Here is a 15,433-nt window from a genome sequence, read left to right on the forward strand (position 1 = left end):
CCTCGTTCTGTCTTATGCCCTATTGCCGAGGTGGCCGGGCCTTGTAAACCGGCAACTGCCAACCGAACAGCAGGGATCCGGCGCGCAGCGCCCAGCAAACCAAGGCGCACAGTCCCAATGCCGGCAGGCCGCCCAGCCCAAGTTTCATCGCCAGCACCGCCACCAACGACCCAGCAAAGGCGCAGGAAACATAAAGTTGGCCTTGTTTCAGCACCAGCGGCACCTCGTTGCAGACGACATCGCGCATCAGCCCGCCCAGGCAACCGGTGGTCACGCCCATCAGCACCACGATGACGCCGGACTGGCCCAGCGACAAGGCCGCGCCCGTTCCGGCAGCCACCGCGATGGACAGGGCAAAGCTGTCCAGCCAGATCAGCCAGTTGTACCGGCTTTCCACCAAATGAGCGGTAAAAAACACCAGTACCGCCGCACCACACGCAATCAGGATGTAATCGGGCTGGCCGACCCAAAAGATTGGGTGCCGGTCCAGCAGCAGGTCGCGCACCGTGCCACCACCCACCGCCGTCAGGCAAGCGATGAAGGCAAATCCCACCAAATCCAGCTGCGCCCGGCTGGCCACCAACGCACCGGTGAGCGCAAAGACCAGAACCGAGGTGTAGTCCAGCAGGGCAAGTCCGTTCACGCCTGTGCCTTCTTGGGCTTGAAGGGCGCCATGCCTGCACGCGCCAACTCGTCCGCGCGCTCATTCTCGGGGTGGCCCGCATGGCCCTTGACCCATTCCCAGGTCACTTGGTGACGCTCTTGCGCCTCATCCAGACGCTGCCACAGGTCGACATTCTTGACCGGCTTCTTGTTCGAGGTTTTCCAGCCGTTCCGCTTCCATCCGAAAATCCAGCCGGTGACGCCATTTTTCACATAGGCGCTGTCAGTGATGATGGTGATCTCCGAGGCGCGCTCTAATGTCTCCAACGCGCTGATCGCGGCCTGCAGCTCCATCCGGTTGTTGGTGGTCTCAGCCTCTCCGCCGCTGAGCTCGCGCTCTTTCAGGACGGTGTCGCCTTCCATTGCGCGCAGCAGCACGCCCCAGCCACCGGGGCCGGGATTTCCGGAACAGGCGCCATCGGTATAGGCAAATAAATCAGGCATGGGCAAACACCAGAATGAATCCGTCGTAAGACCCGGCCAGACCTTTGCCGACGCCACGTTGGGTCCGGGCGATAGTGAATCCTGCAGTGACGAGGGCGTCTTCGATCTCGGCCTCCGAGTAGTAGCTATAGTACCGATCCAGATCGTCGCGATGCTCACCAGTACCCAGTTTCATTCCCAAAAAGAACTGACCACCCGGCTTCAGCGCCTTGTGGATTGCGCTCAGGTGGCGCGGGAAATCCGCGCGGGGGGCGTGCAGCAGCGAAAAGCTGGCATAGACCCCGTCAAATTTCGATATCTCGGTGACATCATCGAAAGTACCCAAATGGGCATCGACACCGTTGTTGCGCGCATGTTCGACAAACGCAGGGGTGGCATCCAGCGCCCGTACCTTCAGCCCCTGCCGCATCAGGAACGCACTGTCCGATCCGGGTCCCGAACCCAGATCCAACACATATCCCCCAGTATTGACCTCATCGACGAAGGCTTGGCGCGCCTCAAGCTGCTCGGGTGGTAGTGGAATTTTCAGATAATCAGCTACGCGGTTCGTATAGGCTTCGATGGTTTTCTGATCCGGCATCAAGCGGGCTCTCTCAATACGCGCGGCACTTTGAATTCTACATTCTCGGTTGCGGTTTCGACGGGTTCAACCGTCACGTCGTAATGGTCGCGAAAGGCGTCGATCACCTCGTTCACCAACACTTCGGGGGCCGAGGCCCCTGCCGTTATGGCGACGCTGGAAATACCCTGCAACGCTCGCCAGTCGATCTCGGTCGCGCGCTGGACGAGTTGCGCGTAACCGCAGCCCGCGCGCGAGGCGACTTCGACCAAACGGCGCGAGTTTGACGAATTGGGGGCGCCTACCACAAGCAATGCATCGGATTTTGGTGCAACCGCCTTCACCGCCTCTTGCCGGTTGGTGGTGGCATAGCAGATGTCTTCCTTGTGCGGTCCGACAATGGCCGGGAACCGGGCTTCAAGCGCGGCGATAATGTCCTTGGTATCATCAACCGAAAGGGTCGTTTGGGTAACAAAGGCCAGCTTTTCGGGGTCGCGCACAGCGACATGTGTTACGTCTTCAACCGTTTCGACCAGCAGCACTTCGCCTTCGGGCAGCTGCCCCATTGTGCCGACGGTTTCGGGGTGGCCCTTGTGGCCGATCATGATCATCTGCAGCCCCGCATCAGCGTGGCGCTGCGCCTCAACATGGACCTTGGACACCAGCGGGCAGGTGGCGTCGACATAAATCATCTCGCGCTTGGCTGCGGTGGCAGGCACCGACTTTGGCACGCCATGGGCGGAAAAGATCACCGGGCGGTCATCGGGGCATTCGTCAAGTTCCTCGACAAACACCGCACCCTTGGCGCGCAAACCGTCGACCACGAATTTATTGTGCACGATTTCATGGCGCACATAGACCGGCGCACCCCATTTCTGCAGCGCCATTTCCACGATCTTGATGGCACGGTCCACACCGGCACAGAACCCGCGCGGGGCGGCCAGATACAGTGTCAGCGGCGGCTTGGTCATATGGCGGTCTCCTTGCCTCAGACAAGTAGGTCTTTTCATTGCCATGGTCCAGACAGCTGAGCGTCATTTCCCTGACATGAATCGCTGTTAGCACAAGGATGTTTTCAGCACCTATCCATTTAGAAGCAGTGCGGCCAGGGCTTCTGGCCCTGGCCGCACGTAATATCGAGACCCCATGGATGAGTGAGTGGTGGGGTTTGGTGGTGTTTTTGGTGGTGCTACTGTCCGCCGGCTGCGGCGACGCTGCGCGGTTCAACGGGCATCTCGCGCGGAGGGCGGCCGATAACGTCGCGCAAATCCTCCAGCTCGATGAAGTTGTCCGCCTGGCGGCGCAGCTCGTCCGAGATCATCGGCGGCTGGCTGCGAATGGTCGAGACGACCGAAACACGCACGCCCTGCCGCTGCAGGCTTGCAATCAGCGGGCGGAAATCCCCATCGCCCGAAAACAGCACAATATGATCGACACGTGGTGCCAGTTCCATGGCATCGACCGTCAGTTCGATATCCATGTTCCCTTTGACTTTCCGACGCCCCATGCTGTCGGTGTATTCCTTGGCCGGTTTTGTGACCATGGTGAAGCCGTTGTAATGCAGCCAGTCCACCAGAGGTCGGATCGGGGAATACTCGTCATTTTCCAGTAGCGCTGTGTAGTAGAAAGCTCTAAGCAGTTTGCCTCTGCGCATGAATTCCTGACGCAGCAACTTGTAGTCGATATCAAACCCTAGTGCTTTGGCGGCTGCATAAAGATTCGAGCCGTCGATGAACAGCGCTAGCCGTTCGTCTTTGTAAAACATAAAATGGTCCTTCCGGTATAAGCCACCGCACCGTAGCTCAGTGAGTGAAAATGAATTGGTCAGTGCAATGGTGCGCCTAAAATAGTTCTTTTGGCATATATCGCAAGTATTCTCTGTTCCGAATATGGGGTTCGAAGTGGACAAATCTTTGTCAGAAGCGGTCATTGCGCTGGGCGCAAATCTCAGTCTGAGAGGTAATGGGCCCAAGGTGACACTTGAACAGTCGCTGACTGCGATGGCCCAAGCTGGTCTGGTGATTCGCGCGAAAAGCCGATTTTTCGCCACGCCCTGCTTTCCCGCGGGGGCCGGGCCGGACTACGTCAACGCAGCGGTTTTGATCGAAACGGACCTGACACCGCACGAAGTTCTGGGCCTGCTGCACCATATCGAACATGATTTCGAACGCGCCCGCGAACAGCGCTGGGGGATGCGTACACTGGACCTTGATCTGGTTTGTTGGGGCGATCTTGTCCTGCCGGATGATACTGAATATCGCCGCTGGTTGACCCTTGCACCCGAGGATCAGGTCAAATCCGCCCCTGATCAGTTGATCCTACCGCATCCGCGTCTTCAGGATCGCGCTTTTGTGCTGGTTCCGATGGCGGATATTGCCCCGGAATGGTGTCATCCTGTACTGGACCGAACGGTAACGCAGATGGTTGCCGCGCTGCCGCCTAAGGATGTGGCAGGGGTCACGCCTCTGTGATCCTCGCAATTGCGGCATTTCCTGCTTGTCAAGGCGGGGAATCGCGCTTAGATAAACCTCTTCCAGCCACGGATTCATTTACGGAGAGCGCCCCATGGCCCGCGTTACGGTTGAAGATTGTGTAGACAAGGTCCCGAACCGGTTCGAACTGGTGATGCTTGCAGCCCACCGGGCGCGCGAGATTTCTGCCGGTGGTCCGATCACCGTTGACCGCGACAACGACAAGAACCCTGTCGTGTCGCTGCGTGAAATCGCGGATGAGACCCAAAGCGCCGATGAGCTGCGCGAACGCCTGATCGAGGCAAACCAGACCCAGATCGAGGTTGATGAGCCCGAAGAAGATCAGATGGCACTGCTGATGGGTGCGGAATCGGACAAGCCTGCGGATGACGACATGTCCGAAGAAAAGCTCCTGCGCGCTCTGATGGAGGCTCAGGGCCAGGGGTAACCCAAGCAACACAAGGTGCGGACCGGATGATTTCAGCAGAAGACCTGATTGCGCTGGTCCGCAACTACAACCCCAAGACAAATGCCGACCGCATCACCCGGGCCTATGAGTTCGGCCAGCAGATGCACGAGGGGCAGACGCGTCATTCTGGCGAGCCCTATTTTTCCCATCCCGTTGCCGTTGCCGCCATCCTGACCGAACAGCGTCTGGATGATGCGACCATAATCACGGCTCTGCTGCACGACACGATCGAGGACACCAAGGCCAACTATGGCAAGGTCTCGGAACTGTTCGGCGAAGAGGTCGCCAAGCTGGTCGATGGCGTCACCAAGCTGACCAACCTGCAGCTGTCCAGCCGCGAGACCAAACAGGCCGAAAACTTTCGCAAGCTGTTCATGGCCATGTCCAAGGACCTGCGGGTCATTCTGGTCAAGCTCGCCGACCGTCTGCACAACATGCGCACGATCAAGGCGATGCGCCCTGAAAAGCAGGTGCAAAAGGCGCGCGAGACGATGGATATCTATGCGCCGCTCGCGGGCCGCATGGGGATGCAATGGATGCGCGAAGAGCTGGAGGATCTGGCCTTCCGCGTGCTGAACCCCGAAGGCCGCCAGTCGATCATCCGCCGCTTCATCACCCTGCAGCGTGAAACCGGCGACGTGATCCACCGCATCACCGGCGACATGCGGCACGAACTGGAAAAAGCAGGCATCGAGGCCGAGGTCTTTGGCCGCGCCAAGAAACCCTATTCGATCTGGCGCAAGATGCAGGAAAAGGATCAGGGCTTCTCTCGTCTCTCCGACATCTATGGCTTTCGCATCATCACCGGCTCTGAAGAAGACTGTTATCGCACGCTTGGTGCGATCCACCAACGCTGGCGCGCGGTGCCGGGACGGTTCAAGGATTATATCAGCCAGCCGAAATCCAATGGCTACCGATCAATCCACACCACCGTATCGGGACGTGACGGTAAACGGGTCGAGGTTCAGATCCGCACCCGACAGATGCATGACGTGGCTGAAACCGGTGTGGCGGCGCATTGGTCTTATCGCGATGGCGTGCGCACGGAAAACCCATTTGCTGTCGACCCGGCCAAATGGATTGCCAATCTGACTGAACAATTCGACAACGAAGAAGATCACGAAGACTTCCTCGAAGCCGTCAAGCTCGAGATGTATTCAGACCAGGTGTTCTGCTTCACACCCAAGGGTGACGTTGTGAAACTGCCACGCGGGGCTACGCCGATCGATTTTGCCTATGCGATCCACACACGCATTGGCCACGCCTGCGTGGGCGCAAAAGTGGACGGCATTCGTGTACCGCTCTGGACCCGGATCAAGAATGGACAATCGGTGGATATTATTACTGCGGACGGTCAGACGCCGCAGGTGACATGGCTGGAAATTGCGGTTACCGGCAAGGCCCGGACCGCCATCCGCCGCGCCCTGCGCGAGGTTGACCGCGAGCGGTTCATCAAGCTGGGCAAGGAACTGGCGCGCGCTGGTTTCGAAAATGTCGGGCGCAAGGCCACTGATAAAACGCTGGATACCGCCGCCAAACACCTGCGCCTGCAAGACCGGCACGAATTGCTGGCCCGTTTGGGCAGCGCCGAACTGACCGCCCACGAGGTGGTCGAGGCCGTATACCCTGAACTCACCAAGGACGAAGGCGACGCCATCTCGCCCCGTCGCGCGGTGATTGGCCTTGAACCCGGTCAGAAATTCGACCGCGCGCCCTGCTGCCAGCCACTGCCGGGCGAACGCATTGTCGGCATCACCTATCGCGGCAAGGGTGTGGTGGTCCACGCCATCGACTGTGATCGCCTGTCCGAGTTCGAAAATGAGCTTGAGCGCTGGGTCGATCTACACTGGCATTCGGGCACGCACCCCGCCGTCTATGGTGCAACGCTTGATCTGACCATCGGCAATGATGCCGGGGTGCTGGGGCGTATTTGCACATTGATCGGCGAGAAGAAGGCCAATATCTCGAATCTCGAGTTCGTCGACCGCAAGCCGGATTTTTACCGTCTGATGATCAATGTCGAACTGCGCGACCTTGAACAGCTGCATTCTCTGATGCTGATGCTCGAGGCCGAAAGCGATGTTGCAGCGGTCGAACGGTACCGGGAACGCGCAAAACCCGCCGTCGCGGCAGGCTGAGAAGGGGTGATCACGAGTGGTTTTCAAGCGCCGAGATCGCCGCTCGCCTGTCCAAGTCGCGTCAGAGTTCGTCTATCCGCGCGGCGGATGGACCCGCGCCTTTCACTACGTCAAACACCGCGTCCGACGCCTGCCTGACAGCCCCGAACGCATCGCGCGCGGTATCGGGGCAGGGGTGTTTGCCTCTTTTACACCGTTTTACGGCCTGCACTTTCTGGTCGCCGCCGTGCTGGCCCGGTTGCTGAACGGCAACATACTGGCTGCACTCAGTGGCACATTCTTTGGTAACCCGCTGACCTATGTGCCTATTGGTGTGGTCAGCCTGCAGACCGGGCATTTCCTGCTGGGCACCCGGTATCGTGAGCGTGATACCCACGGGCTGATGGGCAAGTTCGCTGACGCCATGGGTGACCTCAAAGACAATTGCATTGCCATGTTCACCGGGCGCGAGGCCGACTGGCTTGGGCTTAGTCGATTCTACGACGATGTATTCTTTCCCTACTTGGTGGGCGGCGTCATTCCGGGCATCGTAGCGGGGGTGGCCTGCACTTATCTCAGCCTGCCACTCATCCGCACCTATCAACAGCGTCGCCGTGCAAAGATCAAAGCGAAGTTTGAACAAATCAAACGGTTGGCGCAGTCAAAGGCTGACGTATCGGTAACAAACCCACTAGGCTCGACCTCAGGGACAATGAAGGATTCGAATGATGTCTGACACCCACTTGCGTCTGGGCGTGAATATCGACCACGTGGCCACCATCCGCAACGCACGTGGCGGAGCATACCCCGACCCAATCCGCGCCGCGAAGCTGGCCGAAGAGGCCGGGGCAGATGGCATCACTGCCCATCTGCGCGAAGATCGCCGCCATATTCTTGACGCCGATATCGAGGGCCTGATGGAGGCGCTGACGGTGCCGCTCAACTTCGAAATGGCAGCGACCGACGAAATGCAGAAAATCGCCCTGCGCCATAAGCCGCACGCCGTCTGCATCGTGCCCGAAAAGCGCGAAGAACGCACCACCGAAGGCGGGCTTGAAGTCGCGCGCGAGGAAAACAGGCTGGCTCATTTCATCGCTCCTCTGCGCGACGTGGGTTGCCGCGTGTCGATCTTCATCGCCGCCGATCAACGCCAGATCGAAGCCGCCCACCGTATCGGGGCCGAGGTGATCGAGTTGCACACCGGCGCCTATTGCGATTTCCACGCCGAGGGCAAGCTGGACGATGCCGCGCGTGAACTTGATGCCCTGCGCGAGATGTCCGCCTATGCCCATTCGTTGGGGCTTGAGGTCCATGCAGGGCACGGCCTGACTTATGATACCGTCAAACCCGTCGCCGCCTTCCCCGAAGTGCGTGAGCTCAACATCGGCCACTTCCTGATCGGCGAGGCCATCTTCCGCGGCCTCACCCCCGCCATCACCGAAATGCGCCGCCTGATGGATGAGGCGCGGGAATGATCGACCTCACATCTCTTGCTGTCACGGCCCTTGCCTTCTTTGTCGTTGCCGTATCACCCGGACCCGCAAATATCTCCAACGCCGCAATCGCGATGAGTTATGGGCGCAAGACCAGCCTCATCTACGGCATGGGTTTGTCCTGCGGTCTGGTCTTCTGGGGCCTGATTGCGGCAAGCGGTATGGGCGCGGTTCTGCAAAGCTCGCTCTACGTCCTGATGGTGCTCAAGGTGCTGGGCGGGTTGTATCTGTTGTGGCTTGCGTGGCAGTCGGGGCGCTCTGCGCTGCATTCTGATGCGGCAAATGTCTCCGTTCCCACCAAGGGCAAATGGTTCTGGCGCGGACTGATCCTTAACCTCTCCAATCCGAAATCAGTGATTGCGTGGATGGCGGCCTTGTCGGTTGGCCTCGGCCCGGATGACGGTTTGCTCTCCGTGGCCGCCGCAACCCTGATCTGCATAGTCGCAGGCTTTCTCAACAACTTTCTCTATTCAATGTTGTTTTCGGTCGGCGGCATGATGGCCGGATACCGCAAGTGCAGACGTTGGATCGATGGCGTTGTCGCCGGATTGTTCGCAGTCGCCGGATTGGGCCTGATACGATCGGCCTTCACCCGATGATCACCTCTGGCTTCATCGCAATCTGGATCGCCTGGCTGATGGCGGGCGGCTCTCCGGGTCCGGCGACAATGGGCATAGCCGGAACGGCAATGAACGAAGGCCGTACCTCCGGTCTGGCCTTTGCGCTGGGCATCTGCGCTGGCTCCGCCGCATGGGGCATTGCCGCGGCGCTTGGACTCTCGGCAATCATGTTGGCCAATGTTTGGGTGTTCGAGGTGATCCGCTATGTTGGCGTCGCCTATCTGGGCTGGCTCGCATTCAAGGCCTTGCGCCGCGCCCTGTCCTCGGATGAGGTGGCGCTGGGCAACCCGGTTACCGGCTCGCTGCCCACCATCTTCGCCAAAGGGGCGGCCATCCACCTGACGAACCCCAAGGCAATACTCAGCTGGGGATCAATCTACGCCATTGTCGCGCCTAACGACGCCAGCCTGTCGATGCTGTTGACCTATTTCGCAATGCTCTATGCAGGGTCTTTGCTGATTTTCGTCGGTTACGCCTTTCTGTTCTCATCCGCGCGGATGGTCAGCGCCTATCGTCGCGCCCGCCGCTGGTTTGACTTTGCCTTCGCAGGCTTCTTTGGCGTGGCCAGCTATAAGATTTTGACTGTGAGGCTGTCATGAAGGCCATAACATATCGTGGCTTTGGCCCTGCGTCGGATGTCCTTGACTTGACCGACATCCCCACACCTGACCCAGCCTCGGGCGAGGTTCTGGTGCGCGTCCATGCCAGCGGCATCAATCCCTCTGACGTTAAGTTGCGCAGCGGTGCGCGTCCGGGTGCGGTCATGCAATTCCCGACCATCATCCCCCATTCTGATGGGGCAGGCGTGATCGAGGCGGTTGGCCAAGGTGTCGATCCCGCGCGCGTAGGTGAACGTGTTTGGATATGGAACGGCCAATGGCAACGCGCCTTTGGCACCGGGGCCGAATACATCGCGCTGCCCTCCGATCAGGCCGTGCATCTGCCCGAGACCACCAGTTTTGCCGAAGGTGCCTGTTTCGGCATCCCCGCCATGACGGCGTGGTACGCGCTGTTTGCCGATGGTCCGATCACCGACCAGACCGTCCTTGTCACCGGTGGCGCGGGCACAGTTGGGCGCTATGCCTGCCAGATGGCTGCGCTGGGCGGCGCGCGGGTGATCACCACGGTCAGCTCAGACGTAAAAGCTGCCCATTCCGGCGCCTCCGAGTGGATCAATTATCGCAAACAGGACGTCGCGCAGGCCGTGATGGAGCTGACAGATGGCGCAGGCGTCGATCGCATCGTCGAGGTGGATTTTGCTGCCAACCAACCCGCCTCGCTTGCGCTGATCCGTCCCGGCGGCACCATCGCCAGCTATGCCTCGGCCTCACAAATGAAGCCTGAACTGGATTTCTATGGCTTCATGTTCAAGAACGTACGTCTGCATATGCTGATCGTCTATCAACTCGACGCCGCCGCTCGCCGCCGTGGCGAGGCACAATTGGGCGCGTGGCTGGAGCAAGGCGCGCTGAGCCATGCCGTTGTTCCGGCGGGCAATCTCACGAACGCCGCCAAGGCCCATGCGATGGTCGAGGCCGGACAAAAGCTCGGCACCGTGGTGTTGGAGGTTTGACGTGATCCTCGGTATCGGCACAGACCTCGCCAACATTGACCGCATTCAGGGTACGCTCGACCGTTTCGGCGACCGGTTTCGCAATCGTGTGTTCACCGAAACCGAACAACGCAAGGCCGAACGCAGGAAAGATACCGCAGGCACCTATGCCAAGCGCTGGGCCGCGAAAGAGGCGTGTTCCAAAGCCTTAGGCACCGGGTTGGCGATGGGCATCGCCTGGAAGGACATGTCCGTCACCAATCTGCGCACCGGTCAGCCCATCATGCACGTCACCGGCTGGGCGGCGGATCGATTGAAAGAGATGACCCCCGAAGGCCACGAGGCAATCATCCACGTCACGCTGACCGACGATCACCCTTGGGCGCAGGCCTTTGTGGTGATCGAGGCCCGCCCGCTTCAAGAAGCGCCCGCGCAGCCTTGACTTGCCCCCACCTGAGCCGCATGTAGCACCCCAACCACGCATAGACTGGAGAGAGCAGTATGGCCGAGGAAGCCAAATCCGGAAACGCCGTTTGGGAGACGATCAAAACCATCGTCTACGCCCTGCTGATTGCGGGCGTTTTCCGCAGCCTGTTCTTTCAGCCGTTCTGGATTCCGTCCGGTTCGATGAAACAGACCCTGCTGATCGGGGATTTCCTATTCGTCAACAAGATGACCTACGGCTACTCCTACGCGTCCTGCCCCAGCCTGATCATTCCAAGCGTGGGTCTTAATATCGACGCCGAGGATATCTGCGGCTGGATGCAAGGCGATGAAAATACCCGCATTCTGGGCGGAGATCCCGAGCGCGGCGATGTCGTTGTTTTCCGGCATCCGATCACGGGCCGCGACTATATCAAGCGTTTGATTGGTCTGCCTGGTGATCGCATCCAGATTCGTGAAGGCCAGATCATCCTGAACGACACCCCAGTGCCGCAAACGCCCGACGGCATATTCACCGAGATTGCTGAGCCGCAAGGCCCGCAGCGCCTGCGCCCACGCTGTGAAAACGGCCCGGTGGGCATTGGCGGCGAATGCGAAAAGTCCCGCCTGATCGAGACTTTGCCGAACGGCGTGTCATATGACGTGCTGAACATCGGCAATCAGGGCTCGGACAACACCGGCATCTATACCGTGCCCGATGGCCACTATTTCTTTATGGGCGACAACCGCGACAACTCGGCCGACAGCCGCCTGCCGCAATCTGCGGGTGGCGTCGGATATGTGCCGTATGAAAACCTGATCGGTCGTGCTGACCGCATCATGTTCTCTTCCGCTGGTCGCTCGATGCTGTTCTTCTGGACATGGCGCGGTGATCGCTTCTTCAAGGCGGTCAATTGAAGTTATCGGCGGAAATAACGGCGTTCCAGAAGCGTCTGGGGTACGAATTCTCTGACCCCGAACTGCTGGTGCGCTCGCTGACCCACGGCTCCGTGTCCTCGTCCACACGGCCCGACAATCAGCGGCTCGAATTTCTGGGCGACCGTGTGCTGGGTCTTGTCATGGCCACCGCGCTGCTGGAGGCCGACAAGCAAGCAAGCGAAGGTCAGCTTGCCCCGCGTTTCAACGCGCTGGTCCGCAAAGAGGCCTGCGCCGATGTCGCCCGCCAGATCGACCTTGGCGCGGTCCTGAAACTGGGCCGATCCGAGATGCTGTCCGGTGGCCGCCGTAAACAGGCCCTGCTGGGCGACGCGATGGAGGCCGTGATCGCAGCCATCTACCGCGATGCAGGCTTCGAGGCCGCCCGAGACGTCATCCTCGCCCTCTGGGGCGATCGCATCCACACGGTCGAGGCCGATGCCCGGGACGCCAAAACGGCGCTGCAGGAATGGGCACAAGCGCGCGGTCAGAAACCTCCGGCTTATGTCGAGGTCAAACGCACCGGCCCTGACCACGCCCCCATCTTCACCATCGCCGCCCGTCTTCAGGATGGCACCGAGTCGCAGGCCACCGCAGGCTCCAAACGTCAGGCCGAACAAGCGGCGGCCAAGGCTTTGCTGGAACGACTTTGAAATAAAAGCTACAGCCTGTGACAGGGTTCTGTAATCCGCTCTTCATCTGGCCATAAATATCTCGGGGGGTATGGGGGGCTGGCCCCCCATTTGGTCGGATTGGCATGGCCAATCCGAAACCTCTCAAACCACGCGAATGAACCCGGTCAGCCCGGTCTTCTGGTGCTCGATCACATGGCAATGAAATGCCCAGTCACCGGGATTGTCCGCCACCAGCGCGATCTCGACCACCTCATCCTTCAACAGCAGCATTGTGTCCGTCACCAGCGGCGGCAACGTGCGCAGGTTCGACTTTATCGGCATGAATGCCAAACCGTGCAGGTGGATCGGATGCAGGTTGGGGGATTCATTCCGCAGCCGTAGAACATAGCTATTGCCCATCTCCAGCGTCGCCAACGGCCCCACGTCCTGCGCCGCATCACCGGGCCACGGCGTGCGATTGATCGACCAGAAATTATACCCCAGTGAACCACAGAACCCATTGTTCGGCTCGCCACCCTCGGGCGTCCAGCCAAAAACAAACTCGTGCAGTTCCGCGTTGCCCAGATCCGGTTTGGTGATCGGATTAGTAGGCAGAGGGGAAAGCTCGCGCAGATCCCGCGCCACAGACGCCCCGGCAGCCCGCAACCCGGCCATTGCCTGCATCGGTTGACCCGGCAGCTTGGCCATCAGGTTTACCGTCTGACCTTCGTTCTCAGGCATCTTTACTGCAAAATCGACACGCTGCCCGGGGCCGACAAGTAATGGGTTCTCGGCGCTTGGCATCGCCACGTCAATCTCTATCGGATGACCGTCCCAAGCAATGATCTGCGCCGCGCCACCGTCCAGATGCAGTTTGTAGATCCGCGTCGTGTCGGTGTTGACGACACGCAATCTTACCAGTCCACCCGCCAGATGATCATAGACCGGCGCTTGCAGCCAGTTCGCTGTGTGTACGTTGCCAAACGTCCCGGCCCGTGCAGCCCCGCGCGGCGTGTATGCGGGCAGGAACGCGCACCCCTCATCCAGCCGGAAGTCGCGCAGATTGATCACTTGCTCGCTGTCAAATCCGGGGTCTTCGGGCTCGGCAATCACCATGACACCGGTCAACCCGCGGGCCATCTGCTCCATCGTCATGCAATGTGGGTGATACCAGTATGTGCCCGCATCCGGAGGTGTGAATTCATAGTCGAAAACCTCACCTTCACCCATCGGTATCTGGGTCAGATAGGGCACCCCGTCCATCGTGTTGGTGATCCGCAGACCGTGCCAATGCATCGCCGTATAGTCGGGCAGAGTATTGCGCACGGACAACCGCATCACCTCTCCCTGTTTGCCATACAGAACCGGCGGCGGTGCATCAGGTGACAGGCTGATCATGCCTTCCGTCACCTGTTCGCGCAGGGCAAATCTTGCGGGCTGGATCACCAGCGCCTGCGGGTCTGCGGCCCGCGCGAACCCACCCAGACCCAACGCACCTGCGGCAGCCCCGCTGCCCAAAAGAAACTCCCGACGTTTCATATCTTGTCTCACTGAAAGGATGATCGCCTGGCTGGGATTGGCTTGGCGCACTGCTTTGGTGCCACCCCGGGCGCATGACCGCAATGCGACAAATCCCTCTGGCCCAGAGAACTGTTCTGCTATAGGGGTGCGCACTTGCAAACAGGATCGCAGGACACATGAGCACACGCGCCGGATTTATCGCCCTGATCGGAGAGCCCAACGCAGGCAAATCCACCCTTCTGAACCGCATGGTTGGGGCCAAGGTCTCGATCGTGACCCATAAGGTGCAGACCACCCGCGCCCGCATCCGTGGTGTGGCTATGGAGGGCGATGCGCAGTTGGTCTTCGTGGATACCCCGGGCCTCTTCAAACCGCGTCGCCGACTGGACCGCGCCATGGTCGCCGCCGCATGGGGCGGGGCTGCTGATGCCGATGTGGTCGTGCTGATGGTTGAGGCCCATCGCGGCATCACCGAAGGGGTCGAGCGTATCCTTGAAGGTCTGGAAGAAATCGGTCAGGGCCGCACGATCGCGCTGGCGATCAACAAGATTGACAAGGTGCCGTCCGAGAAGCTGCTGGCGCCGACAAGCGAGCTGAACACGCGCTATCCCTTTGCCGAAACTTTCATGATCTCAGCGGAAAAAGGCCATGGCGTCGACGACCTGCGCAAATGGCTGGCGTCAAAGCTGCCCGAAGGCCCGTGGCTGTACCCCGAAGATCAGATCGCCGATCTGCCCTTGCGCATGATCGCCGCCGAGATGACGCGCGAAAAACTGACCCTGCGCCTGCATCAGGAATTGCCCTATCAGTTGACCGTTGAGACCGAGAACTGGGAAGAGCGCAAGGACGGCTCTGCCAAGATTGACCAGATCATTTATGTCATGCGCGATGGCCACAAGGGCATCGTGCTGGGCAAAAAGGGCGAAACGATCAAAGCAGTCAGTCAGGCCGCGCGCGCCGAGCTGGAAGAGTTCCTCGACCGTAAGATCCACCTGTTCTTGCAAGTCAAAGTCCGGCCCAACTGGTTGGAGGAATCCGAGCGTTACTCAGAAATGGGCCTGGATTTCAAAGACGGCAACGCATGACACGGGCCAAGAATTTTCGTCGAAAATTCTCGCGCCAGGCAGAAAGCGCAGCGCGATGACCCGGCTGACAGCTGAATTCTGGGTACAGGCCTATCTGGCGCGGCTGCGGTTTCAGGAAATACCGGGTTTTGTTGTTGCTCATGGCGATGACACCGCAGGTGCGGTGCTGGTCAAGCTCAATACGCTCGACGGTCGGGCGGTGGCATTCCAGCGCAGCTTCGACCTGATGAGTGGCGAACGAAAATGGGTGGAACTTTCCAGCGGCCCCGAGGCCGATGTGGACGCCGCCGTCACCAGGCAACGCAGCTTTGACCCCGATCTCTGGGTGATCGAGGTCGAAGACCGGCAAGGGCGTCACCTGCTGGGTGAAGAGGGCCTTGAATGATGAGCTTTTCGAATCTTCTCAAGGGTCTTGGTCACCTCGCCCAAAACCGCTAATTAGAAAACCGCTGACGCCAATACAAAG

General features: G+C 59.7%; 19 protein-coding genes. 13 read left to right on the forward strand and 6 right to left on the reverse strand.

Translation table 11 applies throughout. From position 1 onward, the window contains the following. Window positions 1-19 precede the first annotated feature (19 nt). The 5 genes from Q1B46_RS19225 to Q1B46_RS19245 all read right to left on the reverse strand — a co-directional run bounded on the left by Q1B46_RS19225 (window position 20) and on the right by Q1B46_RS19245 (window position 3,431). Entirely contained in the window at window positions 20-643 is a 624-nt protein-coding gene (locus Q1B46_RS19225) for a trimeric intracellular cation channel family protein (RefSeq protein ID WP_299950695.1), read from the reverse strand. Further along, the gene (gene rnhA / locus Q1B46_RS19230; protein WP_299666958.1) at window positions 640-1,107 is read right to left on the reverse strand and encodes a ribonuclease HI; all 468 of its coding nucleotides are present in this window, start codon (window positions 1,105-1,107) and stop codon (window positions 640-642) included. Before rnhA ends, Q1B46_RS19225 begins: the two co-directional genes overlap by 4 nt. Then, window positions 1,100-1,687, reverse strand: a complete 588-nt coding sequence (locus Q1B46_RS19235) for a class I SAM-dependent methyltransferase (RefSeq protein WP_299950699.1) — start codon at window positions 1,685-1,687, stop codon at window positions 1,100-1,102. The genes rnhA and Q1B46_RS19235 overlap by 8 nt, the downstream gene beginning before the upstream one ends. Continuing rightward, window positions 1,687-2,637, reverse strand: a complete 951-nt coding sequence (ispH, locus tag Q1B46_RS19240) for a 4-hydroxy-3-methylbut-2-enyl diphosphate reductase (protein WP_299950702.1) — start codon at window positions 2,635-2,637, stop codon at window positions 1,687-1,689. The genes Q1B46_RS19235 and ispH overlap by 1 nt, the downstream gene beginning before the upstream one ends. A 218-nt stretch (window positions 2,638-2,855) precedes the next feature. Further along, a complete protein-coding gene (locus tag Q1B46_RS19245) occupies window positions 2,856-3,431 on the reverse strand; it encodes an NYN domain-containing protein (protein WP_074737996.1) in 576 nt (191 codons plus the stop codon). A 124-nt stretch (window positions 3,432-3,555) separates the two neighbouring features. Here Q1B46_RS19245 and folK point away from each other — a divergent pair, with 124 nt between their 5' ends. From folK to rnc, 11 genes are all read left to right on the forward strand, one after another. Further along, window positions 3,556-4,137, forward strand: coding sequence for a 2-amino-4-hydroxy-6-hydroxymethyldihydropteridine diphosphokinase (gene folK, locus Q1B46_RS19250; RefSeq protein ID WP_299950705.1), 582 nt, complete (start codon window positions 3,556-3,558; stop codon window positions 4,135-4,137). 94 nt (window positions 4,138-4,231) lie between these two features. Next, complete coding sequence (gene rpoZ, locus Q1B46_RS19255; protein ID WP_010437681.1) at window positions 4,232-4,585, forward strand: DNA-directed RNA polymerase subunit omega; 354 nt, start codon at window positions 4,232-4,234, stop codon at window positions 4,583-4,585. Between the two features lie 26 nt (window positions 4,586-4,611). Continuing rightward, a complete protein-coding gene (locus tag Q1B46_RS19260) occupies window positions 4,612-6,744 on the forward strand; it encodes a bifunctional (p)ppGpp synthetase/guanosine-3',5'-bis(diphosphate) 3'-pyrophosphohydrolase (RefSeq protein WP_299950710.1) in 2,133 nt (710 codons plus the stop codon). Between the two features lie 16 nt (window positions 6,745-6,760). Then, window positions 6,761-7,459 (forward strand): DUF2062 domain-containing protein, encoded by a 699-nt coding sequence (locus Q1B46_RS19265; protein ID WP_299950712.1) that lies wholly within the window; start codon window positions 6,761-6,763, stop codon window positions 7,457-7,459. Continuing rightward, window positions 7,452-8,198 (forward strand): pyridoxine 5'-phosphate synthase, encoded by a 747-nt coding sequence (locus tag Q1B46_RS19270; protein ID WP_299950715.1) that lies wholly within the window; start codon window positions 7,452-7,454, stop codon window positions 8,196-8,198. Before Q1B46_RS19265 ends, Q1B46_RS19270 begins: the two co-directional genes overlap by 8 nt. Beyond that, a complete protein-coding gene (locus tag Q1B46_RS19275) occupies window positions 8,195-8,815 on the forward strand; it encodes a LysE family translocator (protein ID WP_299950718.1) in 621 nt (206 codons plus the stop codon). The genes Q1B46_RS19270 and Q1B46_RS19275 overlap by 4 nt, the downstream gene beginning before the upstream one ends. Continuing rightward, window positions 8,812-9,435 (forward strand): LysE family translocator, encoded by a 624-nt coding sequence (locus Q1B46_RS19280; RefSeq protein WP_299950720.1) that lies wholly within the window; start codon window positions 8,812-8,814, stop codon window positions 9,433-9,435. Before Q1B46_RS19275 ends, Q1B46_RS19280 begins: the two co-directional genes overlap by 4 nt. Further along, window positions 9,432-10,409: an NADPH:quinone reductase gene (locus tag Q1B46_RS19285; RefSeq protein ID WP_299950723.1), complete on the forward strand. Its 978-nt coding sequence runs from the start codon at window positions 9,432-9,434 to the stop codon at window positions 10,407-10,409. Before Q1B46_RS19280 ends, Q1B46_RS19285 begins: the two co-directional genes overlap by 4 nt. Window position 10,410: 1 nt before the next feature. Then, window positions 10,411-10,830 carry a holo-ACP synthase gene (gene acpS, locus Q1B46_RS19290; RefSeq protein WP_299950726.1) on the forward strand — a complete coding sequence of 140 codons (420 nt, stop codon included), beginning with the start codon at window positions 10,411-10,413 and terminating at the stop codon, window positions 10,828-10,830. Window positions 10,831-10,889: 59 nt separating this feature from the next. Beyond that, the gene (gene lepB, locus Q1B46_RS19295; RefSeq protein WP_299667000.1) at window positions 10,890-11,729 is read left to right on the forward strand and encodes a signal peptidase I; all 840 of its coding nucleotides are present in this window, start codon (window positions 10,890-10,892) and stop codon (window positions 11,727-11,729) included. Further along, window positions 11,726-12,400 carry a ribonuclease III gene (gene rnc / locus Q1B46_RS19300; protein WP_299950730.1) on the forward strand — a complete coding sequence of 225 codons (675 nt, stop codon included), beginning with the start codon at window positions 11,726-11,728 and terminating at the stop codon, window positions 12,398-12,400. Before lepB ends, rnc begins: the two co-directional genes overlap by 4 nt. Window positions 12,401-12,523: 123 nt before the next feature. Here the strand turns inward: rnc and Q1B46_RS19305 are convergent, their stop codons facing one another. Then, window positions 12,524-13,900: a multicopper oxidase family protein gene (locus Q1B46_RS19305; protein WP_299950733.1), complete on the reverse strand. Its 1,377-nt coding sequence runs from the start codon at window positions 13,898-13,900 to the stop codon at window positions 12,524-12,526. A gap of 158 nt (window positions 13,901-14,058) precedes the next feature. On the opposite strand from Q1B46_RS19305, the gene era reads away from it, so the two are divergent. Together era and Q1B46_RS19315 are read left to right on the forward strand one after the other, a co-directional pair. Beyond that, window positions 14,059-14,967 (forward strand): GTPase Era, encoded by a 909-nt coding sequence (gene era, locus Q1B46_RS19310; RefSeq protein WP_299950738.1) that lies wholly within the window; start codon window positions 14,059-14,061, stop codon window positions 14,965-14,967. Window positions 14,968-15,022: 55 nt separating this feature from the next. After that, window positions 15,023-15,352 carry a DUF1491 family protein gene (locus Q1B46_RS19315; protein WP_299950741.1) on the forward strand — a complete coding sequence of 110 codons (330 nt, stop codon included), beginning with the start codon at window positions 15,023-15,025 and terminating at the stop codon, window positions 15,350-15,352. The last annotated feature ends 81 nt before the right edge of the window (window positions 15,353-15,433 follow it).

Origin of the sequence: uncultured Ruegeria sp., from assembly GCF_947500045.1 — a bacterium.
GTDB lineage: Bacteria > Pseudomonadota > Alphaproteobacteria > Rhodobacterales > Rhodobacteraceae > Ruegeria.

Coding starts and splice junctions, on each gene's coding strand:
- rnhA (WP_299666958.1), bottom strand. CDS start 1,107: ATGCCTGATTTATTTGCCTATACCGATGGCGCCTGTTCCGGAAATCCC.
- Q1B46_RS19235 (WP_299950699.1), bottom strand. CDS start 1,687: ATGCCGGATCAGAAAACCATCGAAGCCTATACGAACCGCGTAGCTGAT.
- ispH (WP_299950702.1), bottom strand. CDS start 2,637: ATGACCAAGCCGCCGCTGACACTGTATCTGGCCGCCCCGCGCGGGTTC.
- Q1B46_RS19245 (WP_074737996.1), bottom strand. CDS start 3,431: ATGTTTTACAAAGACGAACGGCTAGCGCTGTTCATCGACGGCTCGAAT.
- folK (WP_299950705.1), top strand. CDS start 3,556: ATGGGGTTCGAAGTGGACAAATCTTTGTCAGAAGCGGTCATTGCGCTG.
- rpoZ (WP_010437681.1), top strand. CDS start 4,232: ATGGCCCGCGTTACGGTTGAAGATTGTGTAGACAAGGTCCCGAACCGG.
- Q1B46_RS19260 (WP_299950710.1), top strand. CDS start 4,612: ATGATTTCAGCAGAAGACCTGATTGCGCTGGTCCGCAACTACAACCCC.
- Q1B46_RS19270 (WP_299950715.1), top strand. CDS start 7,452: ATGTCTGACACCCACTTGCGTCTGGGCGTGAATATCGACCACGTGGCC.
- Q1B46_RS19275 (WP_299950718.1), top strand. CDS start 8,195: ATGATCGACCTCACATCTCTTGCTGTCACGGCCCTTGCCTTCTTTGTC.
- Q1B46_RS19280 (WP_299950720.1), top strand. CDS start 8,812: ATGATCACCTCTGGCTTCATCGCAATCTGGATCGCCTGGCTGATGGCG.
- Q1B46_RS19285 (WP_299950723.1), top strand. CDS start 9,432: ATGAAGGCCATAACATATCGTGGCTTTGGCCCTGCGTCGGATGTCCTT.
- lepB (WP_299667000.1), top strand. CDS start 10,890: ATGGCCGAGGAAGCCAAATCCGGAAACGCCGTTTGGGAGACGATCAAA.
- Q1B46_RS19305 (WP_299950733.1), bottom strand. CDS start 13,900: ATGAAACGTCGGGAGTTTCTTTTGGGCAGCGGGGCTGCCGCAGGTGCG.
- era (WP_299950738.1), top strand. CDS start 14,059: ATGAGCACACGCGCCGGATTTATCGCCCTGATCGGAGAGCCCAACGCA.
- Q1B46_RS19315 (WP_299950741.1), top strand. CDS start 15,023: ATGACCCGGCTGACAGCTGAATTCTGGGTACAGGCCTATCTGGCGCGG.